The following is a 23,530-nucleotide window of genomic DNA, read 5'->3' as shown; positions in this document are numbered from 1 at the left end:
GGTTTAAGGCGCAACCGCGATATCGTTCTTCACGAGCAAGTTGACCAAAGACAGCCCTCAAAGGTGCATCTCGGCCCATTCCCGCACTTCGGCATAGGGATAGTCCTCCAGCGCCGAGAACCCCGAAATGGACCTGGCCTTGAGCTTGGTAAACAGCGGGACGCTGATCCCGCACAAAAACCGCGTCACACGCTCGGCCGATGGCGCACTGCCGGTGTACTGCTCATGCCTGTGGATAAAATTACCGCACAACGCCTCGAAGTTTTTATCCACAAGCGCCGGTAGCGCCGGTGGTGCCGGCAGTCGAGCCACCTGCCCGTGACACACCGAACAATGTCCGCATTGGCGCGGCGCATTCTCGTCACCGAAGTACGCCGCCAGGCGATAACCCAGGCAATGGTCGGTGGCGAACAGCTCGAGCATGGCGTGAATCCGCGCGATTTCCGTGCGTTCATGCTGAGTGAAACAAGCGTGCAGCTCGGCGCTCAGTGCCTCGCTGTCGAAATCCGTTTGCAGCAGGCTGTAGACATCGGTCATCTGCTTGCTTTCAAGTTCTACCCAACCCTTCTCCTGGAAATAATCCAACGCCTTGACCACTCGATTGCGCTCGGCTTGATACTGCTGGTACAGCGCATCGAAATTCACCGTGGCCCAGCTCCGTGCACGGTTGGAAGTCTGGACGATCGCCGCGACGAAATCCCTGCGCTCACCCTCGAAACGAGCCAGCAGGAACTCGGGCTCCTGCAAATATTTGAAACGGTATTCGGCGTAATAGGCATAACGCGGCGCGATGATCCCACGCAGTTCCAACTGCACCAGCAAGGTCTTGAGCGGCAACTGACGGATGTTGCTCTGATCCGCCAACGGCCCCAGCAGAAACTCCCACTGCCCCTCGGGCGCGGCGGCTTGCAACTCATCCAGCACGCAGCGGATGCCGTCCAGTTCCGGCGTATCGCCGTAGACGAAATTTTCCAGCACGTTGAGGCTGTCGCGGTTGGCCAGTACCAGGCAGTCGGAAGGCTCTCCATCACGCCCGGCGCGGCCGATTTCCTGGCTGTAGTTTTCGATGGATTTGGGCAGGTCGAAATGCACCACGTTACGGATGTCGCTCTTGTCGATGCCCATGCCGAAGGCAATGGTGGCGACGATGCAATTGGACTGTCCGCCCATGAATCGCTTCTGTATCGCTTCCCGCTGCTCATGGGGCAGACCGGCGTGGTAGGCCTCGGCTTGAATGCCGTTGCGACCCAGGTGTTCGGCGATGTGCTCTGCCGTCTTCTGCAGGGTGACGTAGACAATGCTCGGCTGGCCGGGACGCTGGCTCATCCACTCGACAAGACGCCGACGTTTGTCCTGCCCGCGCACCGGTTCCACCAGCAGATTGAGATTGGACCGATAGAAGCCGGTGGTCACCACATCGTCCGGGGCGATGGCGAATTTCGCCTCCATATCGGCAATCACCTTGGGCGTCGCGGTGGCGGTCAGCAGCAACGCCTGAGGGATGTTGAACTGGCGCTGGTAGTCGGGAAGCTTGAGATAGTCGGGGCGGAAGTTATGACCCCACTCGGAAATACAGTGGGCCTCGTCCACCACCAGCAGCGAGATCGGCACCTGCTGCAGGAAATTGCGGAAGCGTTCGTTTTTCAGGCGCTCCACTGAAATCATCAAGATCTTCAGCTCGCCGGACTTCGCCCGGGCCATCACATCGTTGGCATCCTCGCGGCTCTGGGCCGAATCGATACTGCCCGCCGCGATACCGTGGCGCTGCAGGAAGGCCAATTGATCCTGCATCAGCGCCAGCAACGGCGAGACCACCAACGTCAGGTGCGGCAGCAACAAGGCCGGCAACTGGTAGCAAAGCGACTTGCCGGAGCCCGTCGGAAAAATCGCCGCCGCCGAGCGCCCGGCCAGCACCGCGCTCACCGCCGCTTCCTGGCCGGGCCGAAATTGTGGATACCCGAAAACCTGTTCCAGGGTGTTGTGCATAAGCTGTCACTCCGTTGACTGCTGCGATGCCAACAGCCTAGCCGGCGATCGCAGCGAGTCGAGAAAAGGTCTGGGGCAAAAACGATACGGGATGATACAGCGTCCACTGGGTCAACCTTCGCCACAGGTCGAAACAATCGGGGCACTTTGCCTCCATCCCGTGCGCCCGATTCCACCGGTAAGGTTTGCCTTCGAATCAACCACTCTGCGCGAAACTTCATCACGGCAGGACATGCGATGCGCGCGCAAATCCATCAAGGAACGATCATGCTTCAACCCTCCGGCTTTTCACTCGCCCCTGCGCTGGCGCTGCCATTACTGTTAAGTGGCTGTCTCACAAACCCCGTGCAACCCGCCATCGATCCGACCCGGTTCGAAACACCTGAGTATCGAGCCCAGAAGGGCCTGGCAGTCATTCACGCTTCAACCCTTTATGCCCGCGGCGGCACCGGCCAGGGGGTGGCCGTCGCTTTGGTCGACTCCGGCCTGAACAGCAGCCTGCCGGCCTTTCAGGGAAGAGTCCGGGATCCGGGCTTCGATTATGTCGAGAACAAGGTCGGCACCTTCGACCGGATCGGTCACGGCACCCAGATGGCCGGCATTCTCGCGGCCAACAAGGATGACCATGGCATGCACGGCGTTGCGTTCAACGCACAACTGATCCCCTTTCGTTTCGGCGACGACAACGAGCCATTTTTCTTTGACAGTGAGATTGCACAATCCTGGCAAGCCGGTTTCGATAAGGGCGCGCGCATTCTCAACAACTCGTGGGCCAATGCCATCCCGGCGACCGAGATCAACGAGGCACGCTATAACCAGGTCATGCCGGAGTCGTTGGTGACCGCGCGAAAACTGGTCCAGGACGGCGCGGTATTTGTGTTCCCGACCGGCAACGAACTGAGACGCGAACCCCTGGCCGAACCCGGTTTGCCTCTCGCCCTGCCCGAACTGGAAAAGGGCTGGATCGCTGTGGTGGCATTGAAAAGCGATGGCAGCGCCATCAACGCCAAGTCCAACTATTGCGGTGTGGCGGCAGCCTGGTGCATCGCCGTGCCGGGTGGCGATTCCGGCGCAGGGCAAGGCCTGCTGACCACCGGCAAGGACGGCGACTACGTACAGACCGCAGGCACCTCACCAGCTGCCGCGCTGGTCAGTGGCGCCCTGGCGGCATTGCACAGCCGCTATCCAGAACTTACCGCGCAACAAGTGCGCGAACGCTTGCTGGCAACGGCGAATCGGACTGGCCTCTATGCCAACAGTGAAGCGTACGGTAGAGGATTGATGGACCTTGAAGCGGCCTCACGCCAGCCCCCGGCCAACCATCCCGACCAGACACTGTAGAAAAGTCGTACACAGTCTGGCGCGCGCCGTACCGAGGGGTGTCGCGCTTCGCCTGACAAACCCGTGGGATCTTTTACCCCCAGGGATTGTGCTGTAAAAAGCCGCGCAAACCTGTAGGCCGAATCCCAAAGGGCCGGTAAACCCCCTACAAAACCTGTCCATCGCGGCTGTCTTGTCCCCAGGAGCGTCCCCCTTCTATAGTTGCCGGCGAGGCTGAAACAGTGTGTCGGCCTGCCGGCGAGACCGCCAGACTTTTCACAGGACAGACCTCGATGAACAACCCCGATCCGCTCACAGACCGCTACCGCCCGCTCAGAACAAGCTACAGCGACACCCCCGTGCTGGTCATCGACACCGAAGCCGACCCTCACGAAATCCTCGACGCCGCCCACCAACGCATTCGCGCCGCCAGCGACCTGCTCGAAACTCTGTACTGCCTGTGCTTCAAGCAGGCCGACGCGAGCGATATTCCCAACATCGTGAGCGCACTGTACCTGCTGACCCAGGACGGACACGAACTGCTCGAAGTGGCACGACAGCGATTGCCAAAAACCACCGGCGATCGATGCCCCTGTGGGAGCGAGCCTGCTCGCGAAGAACGATAACGCGGTTTACCAGATAAAAATCTGCACAACACGAAAGCGAATAGTCCGTCAGCAACGGCCTATCAACTCTTCATCCCCTTCCTACAACCACAGACGCCTTGTCGCCTATCGCTACCTGGATATAAACATTTACTGTCTCCTCATCGCTGCAAAATCAGCGATCAGGTTTGGTCACCTGAGAACAACGCACACATGTGTGCCATCATTCGCGCCGCGGACATCTATGTTCTTGCAGTGCATTGCTATGGCGGCTGTGTGCGGGACGCCTTCGGGCGAGCCGGGTTGTTGTTCTCGGTTGACCAACCTGCGCACAGTCCGCCTCCCATCGTTTGGTCACGGTGCTGGCGGTTACCTAACAACAAACCGAGTAATTCATATGCAATCTCTGAATCCGTTTCCGAATCGCTACCGCCCACTCCAAACCAACCTCACCGATTCCCCGCCACTGATCATCGACACAGAAGCCAACCCGCAAGACATACTCGAAGCCGCCCTCCAGCGCATCCGAGCCTCCAGCGAGCTGCTCCGAACGCTGCACTGCCAATGCTTCGAGCAAGGCGACGTCGAAGACATTCCCCACATCACCCACGCGCTCTACCTCCTGACCCAGGACGGCTGCGACCTGCTAAAAGTCGCCCAGCAACGCATGCTGAACTGGAAAGCGCCGGCCTAACACCACACAAAAAAAAGGCAAGTCGCGCCTTGTCAGCGCGGGCTTGCCTGCAAAGAAAATCCGCATAATTCAAATTCTGGTCGAAAAAACTCCATCAACCCGATCAATAGACCTGGTTCTCACAACTAAGCATTAGGCGAACCTATGGATTTATTGCCTACAAGAAGCGATTATTCATCATCATGTACTCATCATCCCGGTAATAAATTCTTCACAATTTATTTGTCCATCACCATCAAGGTCCATCTCTTTGATTCTTTTGTCGACCTCTTCATCGGTGAGCATCTCTTCCAAGGTACTAAAAAAATGACGTAATTCTGCCGCACTTATGAAGCCATTACCATCTAGGTCAAGCGTTGTAAATACTTTCCTGATTTCTTCTTCACTCATGGAGTTTTTCCTCTATAGAACGATGCATTGGCGCCACCTACTATGAGCGCTAACTAAGTCTTGTCCACTGTCAGAAATACCAGGTTTATTATATTTATTAGGAATAAAATTTTACTTCTTTATTTGACTCTAGTATGCCTCTGCGCTCGCACTGAACAATTCGCAATCGACTTAATCAATTACGACCCAATCACTACATCCAACCTAAAAGGTTTTATATTTGCGCTGGGTGAAGGGTCGAGGCAACAAAACCCGTTGACCATTGGTATGCTCTACAAAAGCGATCGAAGTGCGGCGGCGGATACACAGACTTGGAAGCACTTGGCCGAATACAGAGTGCCATTATTCTGGCAGTTTACGCTTAAAAATGGAGGAATAATGGCACATGCCTAGGAAAACAGCGCCGCTCCTGCCAGCAGCAACCAAGCTCGGACCTTGCTGCTGATTTCCCTTGGAACACTCACTCTTTATCCAATTTGCTAACCAAGAAAAACACAAAACCTGGTACGGGTAATCAATGACACAAATCTCGTGTATGCCCTTCTAGCGCCCACAAAAAAGCCGCCCCTAAAGGCGGCTTTTCCTTACATCAAACCAACCCTTACAACTTCGGCCCAGCCGCCTTGATCGCGTCGCTCACATCGAACTTCTTGAAGTTCTCAACAAACAACCCAGCCAGTGCTTTAGCGGACTCATCGTAAGCAGCCTTGTCAGCCCAGGTGTTACGTGGGTTCAACAGGCCAGTCTCAACGCCCGGTACGGCCAGTGGCACGTCGAGGTTGATGGTGTCGAGGTGTTCGGTTTCAGCACCGATCAACGCGCCGCTCTGGATCGCTGCGATGACGCCGCGAGTGGTCGGGATGTTGAAGCGTTTGCCGACGCCGTAGCCGCCGCCGGTCCAGCCGGTGTTGACCAGGTAGACCTTGGAGCCGAAGCCGCGGATGCGCTTGATCAGCAGCTCGGCGTATTCGCCGGCCGGACGCGGGAAGAACGGTGCGCCGAAGCAGGTGGAGAAGGTCGACTTGATGCCGCTGCCGGAACCCATTTCGGTCGAGCCCACCAGCGCGGTGTAGCCGGACAGGAAGTGGTAGGCCGCTTGTTCTTCGCTGAGGATCGACACTGGCGGCAGCACGCCGGTCAGGTCGCAGGTCAGGAAGATCACCGCGTTTGGCTCGCCGCCGAGGTTTTTCTCGGAACGCTTGGCAACATGCTCCAGCGGGTAGGCGGCGCGGCTGTTCTGGGTCAGGCTGACATCAGCGTAATCGGCGTGCTTGGCGTCGTCGATAACGACGTTTTCCAGGACTGCGCCGTGCTTGATGGCTTTCCAGATGACCGGCTCGTTCTTCTCGGACAGGTCGATGCACTTGGCGTAGCAGCCGCCTTCGATGTTGAAGACAACGCCTTCACCCCAGCCGTGCTCGTCGTCACCGATCAGGTAACGGCTTTCATCGGCGGACAGGGTGGTCTTGCCGGTGCCGGACAGACCGAAGAACAGGGTCACGTCGCCCGCTTCGCCGATGTTGGCGGCGCAGTGCATCGGCAGCACGTCGGCGGCCGGCAGCAGGAAGTTCTGCACCGAGAACATGGCTTTCTTCATTTCACCGGCGTAACGCATGCCGGCGATCAGCACTTTCTTCTGTGCGAAGTTGAGGATCACGCAACCGTCGGAATTGGTGCCGTCACGCTCTGGCACGCACTCGAAGTTGGCAACGTTGAGCACTTGCCACTCGTCACGGCCAGCCGGGTTGTACCGGGCCGGATTGATGAACAGGCAACGACCGAACAGGTTCTGCCAGGCAGTTTGTGTGGTCATCTTCACGGCCAGGTAGTGATCTTCCGACGCCCCTACATGCACGTGGGAAACGAAATGCTCTTGCGCGTTGTTGAACGCCTCGACGCGAGCCCACAGGGCATCGAACTTGTCGGCCGGGAACTTGCGGTTGATCGGGCCCCAGGCGATGGCGTCCTGGGTGGTCGGTTCTTCAACGATGAAACGATCGACTGGCGAGCGGCCGGTACGGTGACCGGTGCGAACAACCAGTGCGCCGGTATCGGCAAGCTCGCCTTCACCGCGATTGAGGGCTTCTTTAACCAGATCATCAACACTCAGATCGGTGTACACGGCGTTATTGGCTTGCGTCATAAGGTTCCCCGTCGGCCATTGGCCGAGTGTGCTCCAAACGTTTTGTAGTAGAAAGTCGTGCACTACTACCGCGAAAAAAGTGGGCCGGATTATGCCAGAAAAGCCCAAAAATAGTAGGGCCCTCCCGTCGTTACGGCGTTAATCCGGCACTAACCAGTGAATTTACCTGCGCTGAACCGTTTTAGTGACGGGTATCTGACGGCGTCTCGACGCCCGCGCCGGCGAACAATTGAACGATATCGGCGGCGTCGAACAGGTAGCGCTCGTTGCAGAACTGGCAATCGATCTCGATGTTGCCACCGTGTTCGATGACCAGTGCTTGCGCATCTTCAAGTCCCAAACTGACCAGGGCATTGGCAGAACGTTCGCGCGAGCAGCTGCAACGGAAGCGCAGTTTCTGCACATCGAACAGACGGACCTGCTCTTCGTGGTAGAGGCGATGAAGTACGGTTTCGTTGTCTAGACCAAGCAATTCATCGGCGGTCAGGGTGCTGGCCAGCGCGGTGATGTGCTGCCAGCTGGCGGCGCGTTCTTCTTCATCTTTCAGACGGTCGGCGGGTAATTGCTGCAGCAACAGGCCGCGGGCACGACGGCCATCGGCGTAAAGCCAAAAACGGGTATTCACTTGCTGCGACATGACGAAGTAGTTGGTGAAACAGTCCGACAGGGTTTCACCGTCGAGGTCGACAATGCCCTGGTAACGCTGGCCCTGGGCCGGATCGACGGTCAGCGCCAATACGCCGTTGGGCATCAGGTCGGCGAGGGTCGCATCAGGGGCGATCCTGTCGGCCTCGTAACGGGCCAGGCCGCGGATCTCACGTTCGCTGGAGCATTCGATCATCAGCAGCGGCACCGGGCCATCGGAGCGGGCCTGAAGAATCAGCAAACCGTCGAACTTCAAGGTGCCGACAAGCAACGACGCTGCCGCCATCAGTTCGCCGAGCAGTTGTTTAACCGGCTCAGGATAGGTGTGCTTGGCAAGGACTTCGGCATAGCTTCGCTCCAACGTTACCAGCTCGCCGCGGGTGTCGCTGTCATCGAAGATGAAGCGTTGGGTGTAGTCGGTATCCGTCAGGTCGGTCATAGGTCTGGGTATCTGAAGTAATGGCGATAGGGTTACAGCGTTGAAATTGCCTCTGTTGCACCCATGTGGTGCGCAACGTTCAGCCAAGACAGGCATTTTATGAACAATCCGCGGTTTGTTCCAAGCAAGGTGGAACCTGCGCCGGTCGGGCTTCGTAAAATTTCACCCGAACGACACAGATTCAACAGGATTACTCGTCGTTGCTACTGCCGCGAAACTTGAACAAATCCCGTCGCTGTTTCTTGCTGGGCTTGCCATCGGTACTCATGCCCAGCGAGCCGGCCTTGCGCATGGCCGCCGCCGCTTCGCGCTTGGCGATGCTGACTTCGGTCTCGGTGTACAGCGCCTGAGCCTCGGGCGCGCCACGGCGCACGATGGATAACGCCTGGACGACCACCGTGCGCTCCTCGAAGCCCTGGCGAATCTGAAACTCGTCACCAAGCCTCGGTTCCTTGCCCGGTTTGCAGCGCTCGCCCCGGCAATGCACCTTGCCGCTTTCAATCGCCGCCTTGGCCAAGGCACGCGTTTTATAAAATCGCGCAGCCCACAACCACTTATCGAGACGGACCTTGTCGTCCTCTTCCTGTTTTTGTGCCACTTGAATTCCTCTCTCAGCCCATAGTCGGAACTGTACTACCGTTTCTGTCGGGCGCAAGAACCCGGCCCGCCAGATAGAATGTGATCAAGGCCGGATCACCGGCATGGAGCGATCGAGTGACTATATTTCCGTCTTCATTGACCTCGCCCAAGGTCGGTTGCCAGGGCTGCCAACAAAGCGAGGCACTGGGTTTCGACTTTGCGTTCGCCTATCAGCCGATCGTCGATCTGCGCGACCGGTCGATTTTCGCCCATGAAGCCTTGGTACGGGGTGTTGCAGGAGAGGGGGCGTTGTCGGTGCTCGACCGGGTCACCGACGACAACCGTTACCGCTTCGACCAGCTCTGCCGGACCCGCGCCAATGAAGGCGCGGCAAATCTAAATATGCAGACACACTTGTCGATCAACTTCATGCCTAACGCCGTTTACCGTCCGGAGCTGTGTATTCGCAGCACCCTGGAGGCGGCAAAAAAACACAATTTCCCCATCGAGCGGCTGATTTTCGAAACCCTGGAAAGCGAGCACGTAGATAACTATCGCCATTTGACTAATATTCTGCGTGAATACCGCGAATTCGGCTTCAAGACCGCCATCGACGATTTCGGTGCCGGTTACTCGGGGCTCAATCTGCTGGCTGATTTCCAACCGGACCTGATCAAACTCGACATGGCACTGATCCGCGATGTCGACCGCGATCGTGTTCGTCAGGCTATCGTGAGAGGGATTGTCACAATCTGTGCGGAGTTGGACGTTACAGTCATTGCCGAAGGCATTGAAAGCGCTGGAGAACGGGATTTCCTGGCGGACTGTGGAATATTTCTGATGCAGGGTTACTGGTTCGCCAGGCCCGCATTCAAAGCGTTGGCCCAGGTTTCACCTGGCGCCTGGACGCGTTAATCGCCGGTTTTTTCCTATTGAAGACATTTGACCATTTGACCGTTGTTGGTCTGCGCGAGTGGGTGGCGCTCCCGGATTTGGGAGTCGCAGGCCTGCGGGCAAAAATCGACACCGGTGCCAGCACCTCCAGCCTACATGCCACCGACATCGAGCCATTCGAGCGCGAGGGCGAACAGTGGGTGCGCTTTACTGCGCACCTGGGCACGGTGGTGCAACTGCGTCACCGGCGCTGCGAAGCACCGCTGGTGACGCGCAAAACCATCAAGAGCTCCAATGGCCACGCGCAGATGCGATATGTGGTCAGCACGACCCTGGCCCTCGGTGATCGGGTCTGGCGGGTAGAGTTCACGCTCGCCTGCCGCAAATCCATGCGGTATCGCCTGTTACTCGGCTCCAAAGCCCTGATCGATGGCCAGTTGGTGGTCAATCCGGGCATTAAATACGTTCAAGACAAGCCGGTGTTCCCGGTATCTACCTCCTCCACAGGTGTTGCATGAAGATCGCTGTGCTGTCGCGGAACCCGCGTCTGTATTCCACTCGTCGTCTGGTTGAAGCCGGGACCGAGCGTGGCCATGAAATGGTGGTGATCGACACCCTGCGCGCCTACATGAACATTGCCAGCCACAAGCCGCAGATCCACTACCGCGGCAGGCCGCTGGAAGGTTTCGACGCGGTGATTCCGCGGATCGGTGCGTCGGTGACGTTTTATGGCTGCGCGGTGTTGCGCCAGTTCGAAATGATGGGCGTATTTCCGCTCAACGAATCGGTGGCCATCGCCCGCTCGCGGGACAAACTGCGTTCGCTGCAATTGCTGTCGCGCCGCGGAATCGGCTTGCCGGTTACCGGTTTTGCCCACTCCCCGGACGACATTCCCGATTTGATCGCGATGGTCAATGGCGCGCCACTGGTGATCAAGGTGCTGGAAGGCACCCAGGGCATCGGCGTGGTGCTGTGTGAAACCGCGACTGCGGCGGAGTCGGTGATCGAGGCGTTCATGGGCCTCAAGCAGAACATCATGGTTCAGGAATACATCAAGGAAGCCGGCGGTGCGGACATTCGCTGCTTCGTCGTCGGCGACAAGGTGATTGCGGCGATGAAGCGCCAGGCCAAGCCCGGGGAGTTTCGCTCCAACCTGCACCGGGGCGGCAGCGCCAGCCTGATCAAGATCACGCCGGAAGAGCGCATGACGGCATTACGCGCGGCCAAGGTGATGGGGTTGGCTGTGGCCGGTGTGGATATCCTGCGTTCCAACCATGGTCCGCTGGTGATGGAAGTGAACTCGTCGCCGGGGCTGGAGGGGATTGAAACCACCACCAGCAAGAATGTGGCGGGGATCATCATTGAGCATCTGGAGAAGAATGGTGGGCCGAATATGACTCGGACCAAAGGTAAGGGTTAACCCTCAATCTTTAGGGTGGCAGGGAAGCCGCCTTCGCGGGCAAGCCCGCTCCCACAGTTGATCTGCGGCGGACGCAATTCATGTGGGAGCGGGCTTGCCCCAGGCGGCGTTCCGACGAAGAGGCCGCTCGCCGCAACGAAGTTCTAAACCTTTTAAACAGCATCTCTAGGCAACATCAACCCCAACGGCAACCGCACCCGCGCTTCCAACCCACCCCCGGACCGGTTGCGCAGCTCGACATTGCCGCCATGCATGGAAGCGATCCGCTTCACGATCGCCAATCCCAACCCGGTCCCCTTCCCGCCCCGGGCACGATCGCCGCGAGTGAACGGGTTGAAGATCGCTTCCAGCTCCGACGGGTCAATCCCCGCACCACGGTCCATGACACTCAGCACCACATAGGGTGCGCTGACGTCCCCGGACACATAAGCCGCCACTTCGACCCCGTTGCCCGCGTGATGCAGCGCGTTGCCGATCAGGTTGTTCAGCAGCCGCTTCATCGACACCCGACGCAAGGGGAAGGGTTGGATCGGCTCCAGGCGCAGCTGGACTTTTTCTTCATTCTGGTTGTACGGCGCGGCAACTTCGCGCACCAGGTCAGTCAAGTCCACCTCTTCCACCGACTCGTCACGGCCATCGCGGATGAAGGCCAGGAACTGATCGAGAATCGCGTCCATGTCTTCAATGTCGCGAACCATGTCGTCCGTCAGGTCGCTGTGGTCGCCCATCAACTCCAGGGACAGCCGCAAACGGGTCAGCGGCGTGCGCAGGTCGTGGGACACCCCGGCCAGCATCAGCTCGCGTTCGCGGCCGGCCTGTTCGACGTCTTCCGCCATCTGGTTGAAGGCACGGTACACCTCGGTCATTTCACTGGGCGTGTCGCTGATCGGCAAGCGCACGCTGCGGCCCTGGCCGAGTTGCCTTGCGGCAAAGACCAGGCGCTTCAACGGTTGATTGAGCTGACTCACAAAGATCCACGCTGAAGCGGTCGACAGCAAGCCGATGGCCAGGAACCAGCCGAGCACGTTCCAGATTTTCTGACCGCGCAGAGGGTGCGGATACAGTGGCACTTTCAGCCAGCCGTCACCCAGGCTTGGCGCCCGGACCCATAGCGCCGGCGGCGAATGCATGCGCAGTCTGACTTCGGTGTCGGGACCCAATTCGGTCTGCATCTGCCGTTGGTAGATCTCGCTGTAGGGCCAGTGGTGTTCGCCTTCCGGCACACCGGCACCCACTACACGAATCAGCGGCACGGCATCGGCAATTTTCTCGCGATTCTCTTCATCCGCCGCCCAATAGGCGCGAAGCGTCAGGGCGACGCCGTGGCTGTACTGGCGGTCCACCAGCACGTCTTCGTTCATCAACAGATAAACCAGGGTCAGCGCCTTGGAAAACAGGACGACGATCAGCACCAGCCAAAGGGTGCGGGAGAAGAAGCTTTGGGGGAACCAGACCGGGGTTTTCATGAATAACCGTTAAAGCTTGCAGGAGCGAGCGATGCTCGCATATTGCGGTTCGCGAGTCTGCGGACAAATCGGCCGCAAGACCCGCTCCTACAAATTGCCGATCACTTGGTGGCAGCGCCATCCGGAACGAATACGTAACCCACGCCCCAAACCGTCTGGATGTAGCGTGGCTTGGATGGATCAGGCTCGATCATCCGGCGCAGGCGGGAAATCTGCACGTCGATGGAGCGCTCCAGCGCATCCCACTCGCGACCACGGGCCAGGTTCATCAGTTTATCGCGGGTCAGCGGCTGACGAGCGTTCATCACCAGCGCCTTGAGCACGGCGAACTCACCGGTGGTGAGCATGTGCACTTCGTCGCCGCGCTTGAGTTCGCGGGTCGCCAGGGACAGCTCGTAGTCACCAAAGGTCACGCTTTCGTCTTCGCTGCCCGGTGCGCCCGGCACCGGCGCTGCCTGACGGCGCAGGACCGCTTTGACCCGCGCCATCAGCTCGTCCGGGTTGAACGGCTTGGCCAGGTAATCGTCGGCACCCAGCTCGAGGCCCTTGATGCGGCTCAGCTCATCGCCCTTGGCGGTGAGCATGATGATCGGAATCTGATTGTTCGCGCCGCGCAGGCGGCGGCAGGCGGTCAAGCCGTCTTCGCCGGGCAGCATCAGGTCGAGGACGACCAGGTTGAACACTTCACGTGCCAGCAGGCGGTCCATTTGTTCGGTGTTCGGAACGGCGCGGGCGCGGTAGCCCTTGCTGACGAAAAAGCGTTCCAGCAGGCTGCTGAGCCCCGGATCGTCGTCAACGATAAGAATTTTTTCGCCTTCAGCAATGTTTGCAGTGCTGCTCATTGGATGCTCCTTTGATCTCGGCGCGCATTATGGCGTAGCTGTCGTTATACGCACCGTGTGCATTGTTAGCAGATTTTTCCTTCACCGCCAGGAATACAGGCATTGTGCCTGCAGCCTCTGATGCCCCCGAATGACCGAACGCTGGTTATAATGCGCGGCCTTTTGTGTCAGGCAACGTCTGATCATGACTGCAGCGGCCGCTTTTTTATTTTCATGGCGCCGGCAGTATTTGTTCGATTTCACGGGTCAACGGGAAGCCTGTTGATCCAGGTAGCGGCGCAGGCCAGGCCGCTCAACCAGACTCGCCGAGCCTTTTACCCTGTGCCCGCGAGCCTGCTTTCACAATTTGTCAGGTGGTTTTATGGACAGCATCAACAGCCGCATCGCCGAGGAACTCGGTGTCCGCCCACAACAGGTCGAAGCGGCCGTCGCGCTACTCGATGAAGGCTCCACGGTGCCCTTCATCGCCCGTTACCGGAAAGAAGTGACCGGCAGCCTCGATGATATCCAGCTGCGTCATCTGGAAGAGCGTCTGCGCTACCTGCGAGAACTCGACGAACGGCGCATCAGCATCCTCGCCAGCATCCAGGAGCAAGGCAAGCTGACCCCGCAGCTTGAGCGCGACATCAAGCTCGCCGACACCAAGACCCGCCTTGAAGACTTGTACCTGCCGTACAAGCAGAAGCGCCGCACCAAGGGCCAGATCGCCCTGGAAGCCGGCCTCGGCGAGCTGGCCGACGGCCTGTTCAACGACCCGACCCTGAGCCCTGAAACCGAAGCAGCACGTTTCATCGACGCCGAAAAAGGCGTGGCGGACGTGAAGGCCGCCCTCGAAGGCGCCAAATACATCCTGATGGAGCGCTTCGCCGAAGACGCCGGCCTGCTGGACAAGCTGCGCAGCTACCTCAAGCAGGAAGCCACCCTCAGTGCCCGCGTCATCGCCGGCAAGGAAGAGGCAGGCGCCAAGTTCCGCGACTACTTCGAACACGACGAACCGCTCAAAAGCATGCCATCGCACCGTGCGCTGGCGATTTTCCGTGGTCGCAACGAAGGCATCCTCAGCTCCGCGCTGAAAGTCGGCGACGAGCTGCCGGGCACCATGCACCCGTGCGAAGGCATGATCGGCCAGCAGTTCGGCATCCAGAACCAGAACCGCGCCGCCGACAAATGGCTGGGCGAAGTGGTGCGCTGGACCTGGAAGGTCAAGCTCTACACTCACCTGGAAACCGACCTGCTGGGTGAACTGCGCGACGGCGCGGAAACCGAAGCGATCAATGTGTTCGCCCACAACCTGCACGACTTGCTGCTGTCGGCCCCGGCCGGCCCGCGCGCCACCCTGGGCCTCGACCCGGGCCTGCGCACCGGTTGCAAGGTCGCCGTGGTCGATGCCACTGGCAAGCTGCTGGATCACGCCACGGTGTACCCGCACGTGCCGCACAACAAATGGGACCAGACCCTCGCGGTCCTCGCGGCCCTGTGCGCCAAGCATGCAGTGGACTTGATCGCCATCGGCAACGGCACCGCCAGCCGTGAAACCGACAAGCTGGCCGCTGAACTGATCAAAAAATACCCAGCCATGAAAATGACCAAGGTCATGGTGTCCGAGGCCGGTGCATCGGTTTACTCGGCGTCGGAACTGGCCTCCAAGGAATTCCCGGACCTCGACGTGTCGATCCGTGGCGCGGTGTCGATCGCCCGCCGTCTGCAGGATCCGCTGGCCGAGCTGGTGAAAATCGATCCGAAGTCCATCGGCGTCGGCCAGTACCAGCACGACGTGTCGCAGCTGAAACTGGCGCGCGGCCTGGACGCTGTGGTCGAAGATTGCGTGAACGCCGTGGGCGTCGACGTCAACACCGCTTCCGTGGCGCTGTTGGCCCGTATCTCCGGCCTCAACGCGACGTTGGCGCAGAACATCGTCAGCCACCGCGACGAGCACGGCGCCTTCAAGACCCGTGCGGCGCTGAAGAAAGTCGCGCGCCTGGGCGAAAAAACCTTCGAACAGGCCGCCGGCTTCCTGCGCGTGATGAACGGCGACAACCCGCTGGATTCGTCTGCGGTTCACCCCGAAGCCTATCCGCTGGTTCAGCGCATCGCCGCCGAGACCGACCGCGACATCCGTTCGCTGATCGGCGACGCCACATTCCTCAAGCGTCTTGACCCGAAGAAGTACACCGACGAAACCTTCGGCCTGCCGACGGTTACCGACATCCTGCAGGAGCTGGAAAAACCCGGCCGCGACCCGCGTCCCGAGTTCAAGACCGCCGAGTTCCAGGAAGGCGTCGAAGACCTCAAGGACCTGCAACCGGGCATGATCCTCGAAGGCGTGGTGACCAACGTGACCAACTTCGGCGCGTTCGTCGACATCGGCGTGCATCAGGACGGTTTGGTGCATATCTCTGCGCTTTCGGAGAAGTTCATCAAGGATCCCCGCGAAGCGGTGAAAGCCGGTGACGTGGTGAAAGTGAAGGTCATGGAAGTCGACATCCCGCGTAAACGCGTGGGCCTGTCGATGCGCATGAGCGACACCCCGGGCGAGAAAATCGACGGTGCCCGTGGCGCGCGTCCTGGTTCGGCTCCGCGCCAGTCCCAGAACAACGCACCGCGAAAGGAAACCACGGCAGCGGCTCCGGCCAACAACGCCATGGCTTCGCTGTTCGCCAACGCCAAGCAGTTGAAGAAACGCTGATGGAGATTCCTGCCGGACTGACTGAAAGCGCGTTTTTCAAGCTGCTGGGCTGTCGCTTGCACAGCCTGGAAAACGGGGTGGCGCAAGTCGCCCTGGCGCTTGAGCCACAGCTGCGCAATCGCGGTGGCAAGCTGCACGGCGGGGCCTTGTTCAGTCTGGCGGACATTGCCATGGGGCTGGCCTGTTCCAGCTGCCACGGCTTTGACCAGCAGAGCGTGACCATCGAATGCAAGATCAACTACATTCGCGCCGTTTCTGACGGTGAAGTGATGTGCACGGCGCGGGTCATTCACCCGGGCCGCCGCACGTTGGTGGTCGAAGCTGACGTGATGCAGGGCGAAAAACTTGTCGCAAAAGCGCAGGGCACGTTCGCTGTCCTGTAGCTAGATCTCATCGATTTGAGTTAATTTCAGCGCTACGAATCCTGTAGGAGCGAGCTTGCTCGCGATGGGCGTTAACGATGACGCGTGCTTTCTGAATGAACGCGCCGCCCTCAGGCTCTTCGCGAGCAAGCTCGCTCCTACAGGGGAAGGTTTGTGCGATCCAAAACCAGGCGAAAACGCCAGTTTCAACTTCACCCTTGTAGACCGTCTTGCCCACCCCCATATTGGGGCGACTGACGCGTGAAGGAATCCAACTTGAGCGAACTTCTCAACCGCCGCCTGGCTCTGCTCGGCGAGCGCGCTAACCTCTCTCTGCTCGAGCAGTGCCTTCACGGCATCGAACGTGAATGCCTGCGCGTGACCGGCGAAGGTCGCCTGGCGCAAACGCCGCACCCGGAAGAATTGGGTTCCGCGCTGACCAACGAACAAATCACCACCGACTATTCCGAGTCGCTGCTGGAGTTCATCACCCCGGCCCTGCCCGACCCGGCAGACACCCTGGCGAGTCTGGACAGCATTCACCGTTTTGCCTACAGCAAGCTCGGCAACGAGTACCTGTGGAGTCCATCGATGCCGTGCCCGTTGCCGGCCGAGGAAGATATCCCGATCGCCTATTACGGCACCTCCAACATCGGTCAGCTCAAGTACGTCTACCGCAAGGGCCTGGCCCTGCGCTACGGCAAGACCATGCAGTGCATCGCCGGGATCCATTACAACTTTTCCCTGCCGGAGAAGCTCTGGCCGCTGCTCAAGGCGTCCGAAGGCTTTGTCGGCACCGACCGCGACTATCAGTCGTCGGCCTATATCGCGCTGATTCGTAACTTCCGTCGCTATAGCTGGTTGTTGATGTACTTGTTCGGCGCGTCGCCAGCGCTGGACGCCGGCTTCCTGCGCGGCCGTTCGCACCAGCTGGAACAACTGGACCCGGAGACCCTGTATCTGCCGTACGCCACCAGCTTGCGCATGAGCGACCTGGGCTACCAGAGCAACGCCCAGGCCGGTCTGACGCCCTGCTACAACGATCTGGCCAGCTACACCGACAGCCTGCGCAAAGCGGTGGCCACGCCCTATGCCCCCTATGTCGAGATCGGCACGCACAAGGATGGTGAGTGGGTCCAGCTCAACACCAACATCCTGCAGATCGAAAACGAGTACTACTCCAACATCCGCCCGAAACGCGTGACCTACACCGGCGAACGGCCGATCCAGGCGCTGGTGGCCCGTGGAATTCAGTACGTCGAGGTGCGCTGCCTGGACATCAACCCGTTCCTGCCGATGGGCATCGACCTGCCGGAGTCGCGGTTCCTCGACGCATTCCTGCTGTACTGCGCGCTGAACGACAGCCCGCTGCTGACCAATACCTCATGCGGTAACGCGACCTCGAACTTCCTCAGCGTGGTCAAGGAAGGTCGCCGTCCGGGCCTGCAACTGCAACGCGATGGCCAGCCAGTGGACATGAAAGAGTGGGCCAGCGAACTGCTGGAGAACATTGCGCCGCTGGCCGCGCTGCTGGATCAGAGCCACGGTGGCGAGGCTCACAGCAAGGCATTGGATGCGCAACTGGCCAAGGTCCGGGACCCGTCCCTGACGCCATCGGCCCAAGTGCTGGCGGCGATGGCTGAGCACAAGGAAAGTTTTGCTCAGTTCTCCCTGCGTCAGAGCCAGGTGCATGCGGAGTACTTCCGCAGCGAGCCGTTGAATACCGAGGAGCAGGCGAAGTTTGAAGAGCGGGCGCGTTCGTCGCTGGCTCAGCAGGTGGAGCTGGAGCAGAACGAAGTCGGCGATTTCGATGTGTTTGTCGGGTCGTATCAGGCGAGCATTCTGGCGATTAGCAACTAACCTGCCAGAGCAGGTCCCCTGTGGCGAGGGGGCTTGCCGGAACGGTGTCCCTTAGAATTTTCCGCTCATAAGCTCATTCGAAAAAGTTATTTATTTTCGAGTTCTTAGATCATTTAGTCTCCTTTCACGCCGACACTCGGTCGCCTGACAAGGAGCTTCTCGATGAAACTGAATTTCCCCCTTCGCCTCCTGGCGGCCGCATCCGTGGCTGCGGCGAGTTTCTTCACCCAGGCCGCCGACGTCACCGTCGCCTACCAGACCACCGTTGACCCGGCCAAAGTCGCCCAGGCCGACGGCGCCTACGAAAAAGCCACCAACGCCGAAATCGATTGGCGCAAATTCGACAACGGGGCCGACATTATCGCCGCCATCGCTTCCGGCGACGTCCAGATCGGCTACCTCGGCTCGAGCCCCCTGACGGCAGCAATTACCCGCAAAGTCCCGGTGGAAACCTTCCTCATCGCCACCCAGATCGGCGCCGCCGAAGCCCTGGTCGCCCGCGACGGTTCCGGGATCAAGACCCCGCAGGACCTGATCGGCAAGAAAATCGCCGTGCCATTCGTTTCCACCGGCCACTACAGCCTGCTCGCCGCGCTCAAGCACTGGAACATCGATCCCTCGAAAGTCACCGTGCTCAATCTCGCACCGCCGGCAATCATCGCGGCATGGAAACGTGGTGACATCGACGCCACCTACGTCTGGGACCCCGCGCTCGGTGTGGCCAAGGAAAATGGCAAAGTGCTGATCACCTCCGGCGAGCTAGCCAAGTTCGGCGCACCAACATTCGATGCCTGGATCGTGCGCAAGGACTTCGCCGAGAAGCACCCGGAAATCGTCACCGCATTCGCCAAAGTGACCCTCGATGCCTACGCCGATTACCGCAAAGACCCGCAAGCCTGGCTCGCCAACCAAAGCAACGTCGACAAGCTGGTAAAACTGTCTGGCGCCAAGGCCAGTGATATTCCATTGCTGCTGCAAGGCAACGTCTACCCGCTGGCGGCGGATCAGGTGATCAGCCTCGGCGCGCCGACCACCAAGGCCATCACCGACACCGCCACATTTCTCAAGGAACAAGGCAAGGTCGAAGCCGTACTGCCGGACTACGCCCCCTACGTCAGCGCCAAATACATCACCAACTGATCGGAGTTAACCGCGATGGCTTTGCTTCAGCTGGAGCGCATCAGCGCACAGTACCCAGGTAGCCCGGAACCTGTGCTGGCGGATATATCCTTGAGCCTTGGGCCCCAGCAATTGCTGGTCGCCCTCGGCCCCTCCGGCAGTGGCAAGACTTCGCTGTTGAACCTGATTGCCGGTTTCGTCGAACCCAGCGCCGGACGCATCACGCTTGATGGCGTGCCCGTCAAAGGCCCGAGCGCCGAACGTGGCGTAGTGTTCCAGGACGATGCCCTCCTGCCTTGGCAGGACGTGCTGGCCAACGTCGGATTCGGCCTGGAACTGGCCGGTGCTTCCCGGGACAAACGCGAAATCCGCGCCCGGGAAATGCTTGCGCTGGTGGATCTTTCCGGTTTCGAGAGCCGTCGAATCTGGCAACTCTCGGGCGGCCAGAAGCAACGTGTCGGCCTCGCCCGCGCGCTCGCCGCCGATCCTCGCGTGCTGCTGATGGACGAACCCTTCGGCGCCCTGGATGCCTTCACCCGTGAACAGATGCAGGAGCTGCTGCTGCAAGTCTGGCAGCGCACCGCCAAACCGGTGTTCCTGATTACCCACGACATTGAAGAAGCGGTGTTCCTCGCCACCGACCTGATTCTGCTGGCGCCAAACCCCGGGCAAATCGTCGAGCGCCTGTGCCTGGATTTCGGCCAGCGTTATGCCGCCGGTGAATCGGCACGGGCAATCAAGTCCGACCCGCGCTTTATTGAAACCCGTGAACATGTGCTGGCCAAAGTGTTCTCCCAACGCAGCACCACCCAGCGGCAGGAGCGCGCATGAGCAGCTATGAAATTCCCGCCGCGGCGGTGAAACCGGGCGCCAGGGTGACGGCAGTCCGTCGCAGCTTGAGCACGCGCTGGATCAGTGTGCTGACACTGGTCGCGCTCATTGCCATCTGGTGGGCCGTCACCGCCACTGGAATGATCGAACCGCTGTTCCTGCCGCCACCCTCCACCGTGCTGCAAAAAGGCTGGCTGCTGGTGACCACCGGCTACATGGACTCGACCCTGTGGCAACACCTGGGCGCAAGCCTGGGCCGGATCGGTCTGGGGCTGGGCTTCGCGATATTGACCGCGGTCCCGGTCGGTATCGCCATTGGCCACAATCGTATCGCCCGCGGCATTCTCGATCCGCTGATCGAGTTCTACCGCCCTATCCCGCCATTGGCCTACCTGCCGCTGATCGTGATCTGGTGCGGCATCGGTGAGTTGTCGAAGGTGTTGTTGATCTACCTGGCGATTTTCGCCCCGATCGCCATCGCGACCGCGACCGGTGTGCGCACCGTCGACCCGGCCAGGTTGCGCGCTGCGCAGTCGCTGGGCGCAACCCGGGCGCAGTTGATTCGCCATGTGATTTTGCCGAGTGCCTTGCCGGACATTTTGACCGGAGTGCGCATTGGTCTCGGCGTGGGTTGGTCGACGCTGGTCGCCGCCGAGTTGATCGCCGCCACCAGCGGCCTGGGCTTCATGGTGCAGTCAGCTGCGCAGTTCCTGGTCACCGATGTGGTGGTGCTGGGGATTCTGGTCATCGCCCTGATCGCCTTCGCCATGGAAATGGGCCTGCGCGCCCTGCAACGCAAACTGGTGCCGTGGCATGGCCAGGCTCACTGAATATTTTTGGACCTTAATGTGGGAGCGAGCTTGATCGCGATAGCGGTGTGTCAGTTACCGCGAAGTTGACTGACACAATCGCGAGCAAGCTCGCTCCCACAAAAAGATCGGCGTCCCGGATTGAAGAGAACGACCATGAGCAACTTGACGATTGTCCCCCTCAGCTCGGCCCTCGGCGCGCAAATCAGCGGCGTCGACATCAGCCAGCCACTGAACCTGGAGCAGCGCGAAGCCATCGAGCAGGCGCTGCTCAGACATCAGGTGCTGTTTTTCCGCGACCAGCCGATCGAGCCGCAGCAACAGGCGCGTTTTGCAGCCTGTTTCGGCGACCTGCACATACATCCGATCTACCCGAACGTGCCGGAACAGCCGGAAGTGCTGATCCTCGATACCGCCGTCACCGACGTGCGTGACAACGCGATCTGGCACACCGACGTGACCTTCCTGCCGACCCCGGCCATGGGCGCGGTGCTCAGCGCCAAATTGCTGCCGGCGTTTGGTGGCGACACGCTGTGGGCCAGCGGCATTGCCGCATATGAAGCGTTGTCCGCGCCAATGAAGACCTTGCTTGAAGGGCTGACGGCCACTCACGACTTCACCCGCTCGTTCCCGCTGGAACGTTTTGGCGATACGGCCGAAGCGCTGGCCCAGTGGGAGGACGCGCGCAGGAAAAATCCGCCGTTGTCGCACCCGGTGATTCGCACGCACCCGGTGAGCGGGCGCCGCTCGCTCTTCGTCAACGAAGGGTTCACGTCGAAGATCAATGAGCTGTCGGACACCGAAAGCGAGGTGATTCTGAAGTTTCTGTTTGCCCATGCAACACGCCCGGAATTCACCATTCGCTGGCGCTGGCAGAAGGATGACGTGGCGTTCTGGGACAACCGCGTAACCCAGCATTTCGCGGTCGATGATTACCGGCCGGCGCGACGGGTGATGCAGCGGGCGACGGTGTTGGGGGATGTGCCGTTTTTCAGGTGAAGACCCAGCGCTTTACTGAATCTGACGGCCCCATCGTCGGAGCGCCGCCCGGGGCAAGCCCGCTGTAGTTTGGCCAAAGATTTATGATCAACCAGGTCTACTGTGGGAGCGGGCTTGCCCGCGATAGCGGTATTTCAGGCGCCGGAAAACCCGGCGCCGAACACTTATTCAGCCGTCGAAGGCTTCTCCCAAAGATTAACCCCGCCCTCCTGGGCAAACCGGTCAATCTCCGCCAACTCCTGCGAACTGAAGCTCAGATTCTGCAACGCCCCGACATTCTCGATAATCTGCTCCGGCCGGCTCGCGCCGATCAGCGCCGAAGTCACCCGTGGGTCTCGCAGCGTCCAGGCCAATGCCAACTGCGCCAGGCTCTGACCGCGACGCAGGGCGATTTCATTCAATGCACGCACATGCGCGATGTTGGCTTCAGACAGATGAGACGCCTGCAACGAACCACCGCCCGGACGATTGACCCGCGCATCCGCCGGCACGCCATTGAGGTATTTGTCGGTCAGCAATCCCTGCGCCAGCGGCGTGAAGGCAATGACGCCAGTGCCGAGTTCGTCGGTGGTGTCCAACAGGTCCTTTTCTACCCAACGGTTAAGCAGATTGTAAGCAGGCTGGTGAATCAGCAACGGTACTTTCCACTCTTTGAGCAACGTCGCCATCTCACGGGTTTTCACCCCGGAATACGACGAGATGCCGATGTACAGCGCCTTGCCCTGCTGCACCGCGCTAGCCAGTGCGCTGGCGGTTTCTTCCAGCGGGGTATCCGGGTCGAAGCGGTGGGAATAGAAGATGTCCACGTAGTCCAGGCCCAGGCGCTGCAGGCTCTGATCCAGGCTGGCCAGCACGTACTTGCGCGAACCGCCGCCCTGGCCATAGGGGCCGGCCCACATGTCCCAACCGGCCTTGCTCGAGATGATCAACTCGTCACGGTACTGCTTGAAGTCTTCGCGTAACAAGCGACCGAAGTTGATCTCGGCGCTGCCGTACGGCGGTCCATAGTTGTTGGCCAGGTCGAAGTGGTTGATGCCCAGGTCGAACGCTGTGCGCAACAGGGCGCGCTGGGTATCGATCGGCGTGCTGTCGCCGAAGTTGTGCCACAGGCCCAGGGACAGTGCCGGCAGCACCAGCCCGCTGCGACCCACGCGGCGGTAAGGGATGGAGTCGTAGCGGTTTTCGGCAGCTGTGTAGGTCATCGAATCCTCTCTTGTGTGACTTGAAGTTGGTATCGATTGCTTCGCAAGTGGCCCAGCATACGCCCGGACAAAGGCCGATAAACCCAGGATTCGAGAAAAAGCTGAAACGTTTCACATCCGGTCAGAGCGCAAACGCCACGCCTCACGGCGCCTATGCTCTAGGAACCACGCTGGTTAGGGAGGCGGTATTGATAACGTGCGCTTGCCGGCACCGCAGTGACCTCATCGCGAGCAAGCTC

Annotated in this window: 21 protein-coding genes; 13 read left to right on the top strand and 8 right to left on the bottom strand. The window is 59.9% G+C overall.

Annotation, left to right across the window (positions count from 1 at the left end; genetic code table 11):
• Positions 1-57 precede the first annotated feature (57 nt).
• Positions 58-1,986, bottom strand: a complete 1,929-nt coding sequence (locus PMA3_RS00855) for a RecQ family ATP-dependent DNA helicase (protein ID WP_064675401.1) — start codon at positions 1,984-1,986, stop codon at positions 58-60.
• A 267-nt stretch (positions 1,987-2,253) separates the two neighbouring features.
• Here PMA3_RS00855 and PMA3_RS00850 point away from each other — a divergent pair, with 267 nt between their 5' ends.
• The 3 genes from PMA3_RS00850 to PMA3_RS00840 all read left to right on the top strand — a co-directional run bounded on the left by PMA3_RS00850 (position 2,254) and on the right by PMA3_RS00840 (position 4,605).
• A complete protein-coding gene (locus PMA3_RS00850; RefSeq protein WP_064675400.1) occupies positions 2,254-3,327 on the top strand; it encodes a S8 family peptidase in 1,074 nt (357 codons plus the stop codon).
• A 272-nt stretch (positions 3,328-3,599) separates the two neighbouring features.
• Positions 3,600-3,932 carry a hypothetical protein gene (locus tag PMA3_RS00845; protein ID WP_064675399.1) on the top strand — a complete coding sequence of 111 codons (333 nt, stop codon included), beginning with the start codon at positions 3,600-3,602 and terminating at the stop codon, positions 3,930-3,932.
• Positions 3,933-4,308: 376 nt separating this feature from the next.
• On the top strand, positions 4,309-4,605 hold the full coding sequence (locus tag PMA3_RS00840; protein ID WP_064675398.1) for a hypothetical protein: 297 nt from the start codon (positions 4,309-4,311) through the stop codon (positions 4,603-4,605).
• Positions 4,606-4,785: 180 nt separating this feature from the next.
• Here the strand turns inward: PMA3_RS00840 and PMA3_RS00835 are convergent, their stop codons facing one another.
• The 4 genes from PMA3_RS00835 to PMA3_RS00820 all read right to left on the bottom strand — a co-directional run bounded on the left by PMA3_RS00835 (position 4,786) and on the right by PMA3_RS00820 (position 8,820).
• On the bottom strand, positions 4,786-4,995 hold the full coding sequence (locus PMA3_RS00835) for an EF-hand domain-containing protein (RefSeq protein WP_064675397.1): 210 nt from the start codon (positions 4,993-4,995) through the stop codon (positions 4,786-4,788).
• Between the two features lie 601 nt (positions 4,996-5,596).
• Positions 5,597-7,138, bottom strand: a complete 1,542-nt coding sequence (locus PMA3_RS00830; RefSeq protein ID WP_064675396.1) for a phosphoenolpyruvate carboxykinase — start codon at positions 7,136-7,138, stop codon at positions 5,597-5,599.
• A gap of 181 nt (positions 7,139-7,319) precedes the next feature.
• Positions 7,320-8,222, bottom strand: coding sequence for an Hsp33 family molecular chaperone HslO (gene hslO, locus PMA3_RS00825; RefSeq protein ID WP_064675395.1), 903 nt, complete (start codon positions 8,220-8,222; stop codon positions 7,320-7,322).
• A gap of 190 nt (positions 8,223-8,412) precedes the next feature.
• Positions 8,413-8,820 carry an RNA-binding S4 domain-containing protein gene (locus tag PMA3_RS00820; protein WP_064675394.1) on the bottom strand — a complete coding sequence of 136 codons (408 nt, stop codon included), beginning with the start codon at positions 8,818-8,820 and terminating at the stop codon, positions 8,413-8,415.
• A 116-nt stretch (positions 8,821-8,936) separates the two neighbouring features.
• On the opposite strand from PMA3_RS00820, the gene rimA reads away from it, so the two are divergent.
• From rimA to rimK, 3 genes are read left to right on the top strand one after another with little or no spacing between them, the layout of a single operon-like run.
• Positions 8,937-9,716, top strand: a complete 780-nt coding sequence (gene rimA / locus PMA3_RS00815; protein ID WP_064675393.1) for a S6 modification regulatory phosphodiesterase RimA — start codon at positions 8,937-8,939, stop codon at positions 9,714-9,716.
• Between the two features lie 17 nt (positions 9,717-9,733).
• Positions 9,734-10,213 (top strand): retropepsin-like aspartic endopeptidase RimB, encoded by a 480-nt coding sequence (rimB, locus tag PMA3_RS00810; protein WP_064675392.1) that lies wholly within the window; start codon positions 9,734-9,736, stop codon positions 10,211-10,213.
• Complete coding sequence (gene rimK / locus PMA3_RS00805; protein ID WP_064675391.1) at positions 10,210-11,115, top strand: 30S ribosomal protein S6--L-glutamate ligase; 906 nt, start codon at positions 10,210-10,212, stop codon at positions 11,113-11,115. Before rimB ends, rimK begins: the two co-directional genes overlap by 4 nt.
• Positions 11,116-11,267: 152 nt before the next feature.
• Here rimK and PMA3_RS00800 read toward each other — a convergent pair whose 3' ends face one another.
• Together PMA3_RS00800 and ompR are read right to left on the bottom strand one after the other, a co-directional pair.
• The gene (locus tag PMA3_RS00800) at positions 11,268-12,581 is read right to left on the bottom strand and encodes an ATP-binding protein (RefSeq protein ID WP_064675390.1); all 1,314 of its coding nucleotides are present in this window, start codon (positions 12,579-12,581) and stop codon (positions 11,268-11,270) included.
• A 101-nt stretch (positions 12,582-12,682) separates the two neighbouring features.
• Complete coding sequence (gene ompR / locus PMA3_RS00795) at positions 12,683-13,423, bottom strand: osmolarity response regulator transcription factor OmpR (protein ID WP_064675389.1); 741 nt, start codon at positions 13,421-13,423, stop codon at positions 12,683-12,685.
• A 361-nt stretch (positions 13,424-13,784) separates the two neighbouring features.
• Between ompR and PMA3_RS00790 the strand changes: the two genes are divergently transcribed.
• The 7 genes from PMA3_RS00790 to tauD all read left to right on the top strand — a co-directional run bounded on the left by PMA3_RS00790 (position 13,785) and on the right by tauD (position 22,089).
• Positions 13,785-16,109 carry a Tex family protein gene (locus PMA3_RS00790; protein WP_064675388.1) on the top strand — a complete coding sequence of 775 codons (2,325 nt, stop codon included), beginning with the start codon at positions 13,785-13,787 and terminating at the stop codon, positions 16,107-16,109.
• Positions 16,109-16,492, top strand: a complete 384-nt coding sequence (locus tag PMA3_RS00785; protein ID WP_064675387.1) for a PaaI family thioesterase — start codon at positions 16,109-16,111, stop codon at positions 16,490-16,492. The genes PMA3_RS00790 and PMA3_RS00785 overlap by 1 nt, the downstream gene beginning before the upstream one ends.
• Before the next feature lie 255 nt (positions 16,493-16,747).
• Complete coding sequence (gene gshA / locus PMA3_RS00775) at positions 16,748-18,331, top strand: glutamate--cysteine ligase (protein ID WP_064675385.1); 1,584 nt, start codon at positions 16,748-16,750, stop codon at positions 18,329-18,331.
• 162 nt (positions 18,332-18,493) lie between these two features.
• The gene (tauA, locus tag PMA3_RS00770; protein ID WP_064675384.1) at positions 18,494-19,471 is read left to right on the top strand and encodes a taurine ABC transporter substrate-binding protein; all 978 of its coding nucleotides are present in this window, start codon (positions 18,494-18,496) and stop codon (positions 19,469-19,471) included.
• A gap of 15 nt (positions 19,472-19,486) precedes the next feature.
• A complete protein-coding gene (gene tauB / locus PMA3_RS00765) occupies positions 19,487-20,281 on the top strand; it encodes a taurine ABC transporter ATP-binding subunit (protein WP_064675383.1) in 795 nt (264 codons plus the stop codon).
• Positions 20,278-21,111: a taurine ABC transporter permease TauC gene (gene tauC / locus PMA3_RS00760; RefSeq protein WP_064675382.1), complete on the top strand. Its 834-nt coding sequence runs from the start codon at positions 20,278-20,280 to the stop codon at positions 21,109-21,111. The genes tauB and tauC overlap by 4 nt, the downstream gene beginning before the upstream one ends.
• A gap of 135 nt (positions 21,112-21,246) precedes the next feature.
• Positions 21,247-22,089, top strand: a complete 843-nt coding sequence (gene tauD / locus PMA3_RS00755; protein ID WP_064675381.1) for a taurine dioxygenase — start codon at positions 21,247-21,249, stop codon at positions 22,087-22,089.
• 164 nt (positions 22,090-22,253) lie between these two features.
• Here tauD and mgrA read toward each other — a convergent pair whose 3' ends face one another.
• On the bottom strand, positions 22,254-23,291 hold the full coding sequence (gene mgrA, locus PMA3_RS00750) for an L-glyceraldehyde 3-phosphate reductase (RefSeq protein WP_064675380.1): 1,038 nt from the start codon (positions 23,289-23,291) through the stop codon (positions 22,254-22,256).
• Positions 23,292-23,530: the final 239 nt, after the last annotated feature.

It is taken from the genome of Pseudomonas silesiensis (genome assembly GCF_001661075.1).
GTDB classification, from domain to species: Bacteria; Pseudomonadota; Gammaproteobacteria; order Pseudomonadales; family Pseudomonadaceae; genus Aquipseudomonas; species Aquipseudomonas silesiensis.
This window is presented reverse-complemented; position numbering and strand designations above follow the sequence as displayed.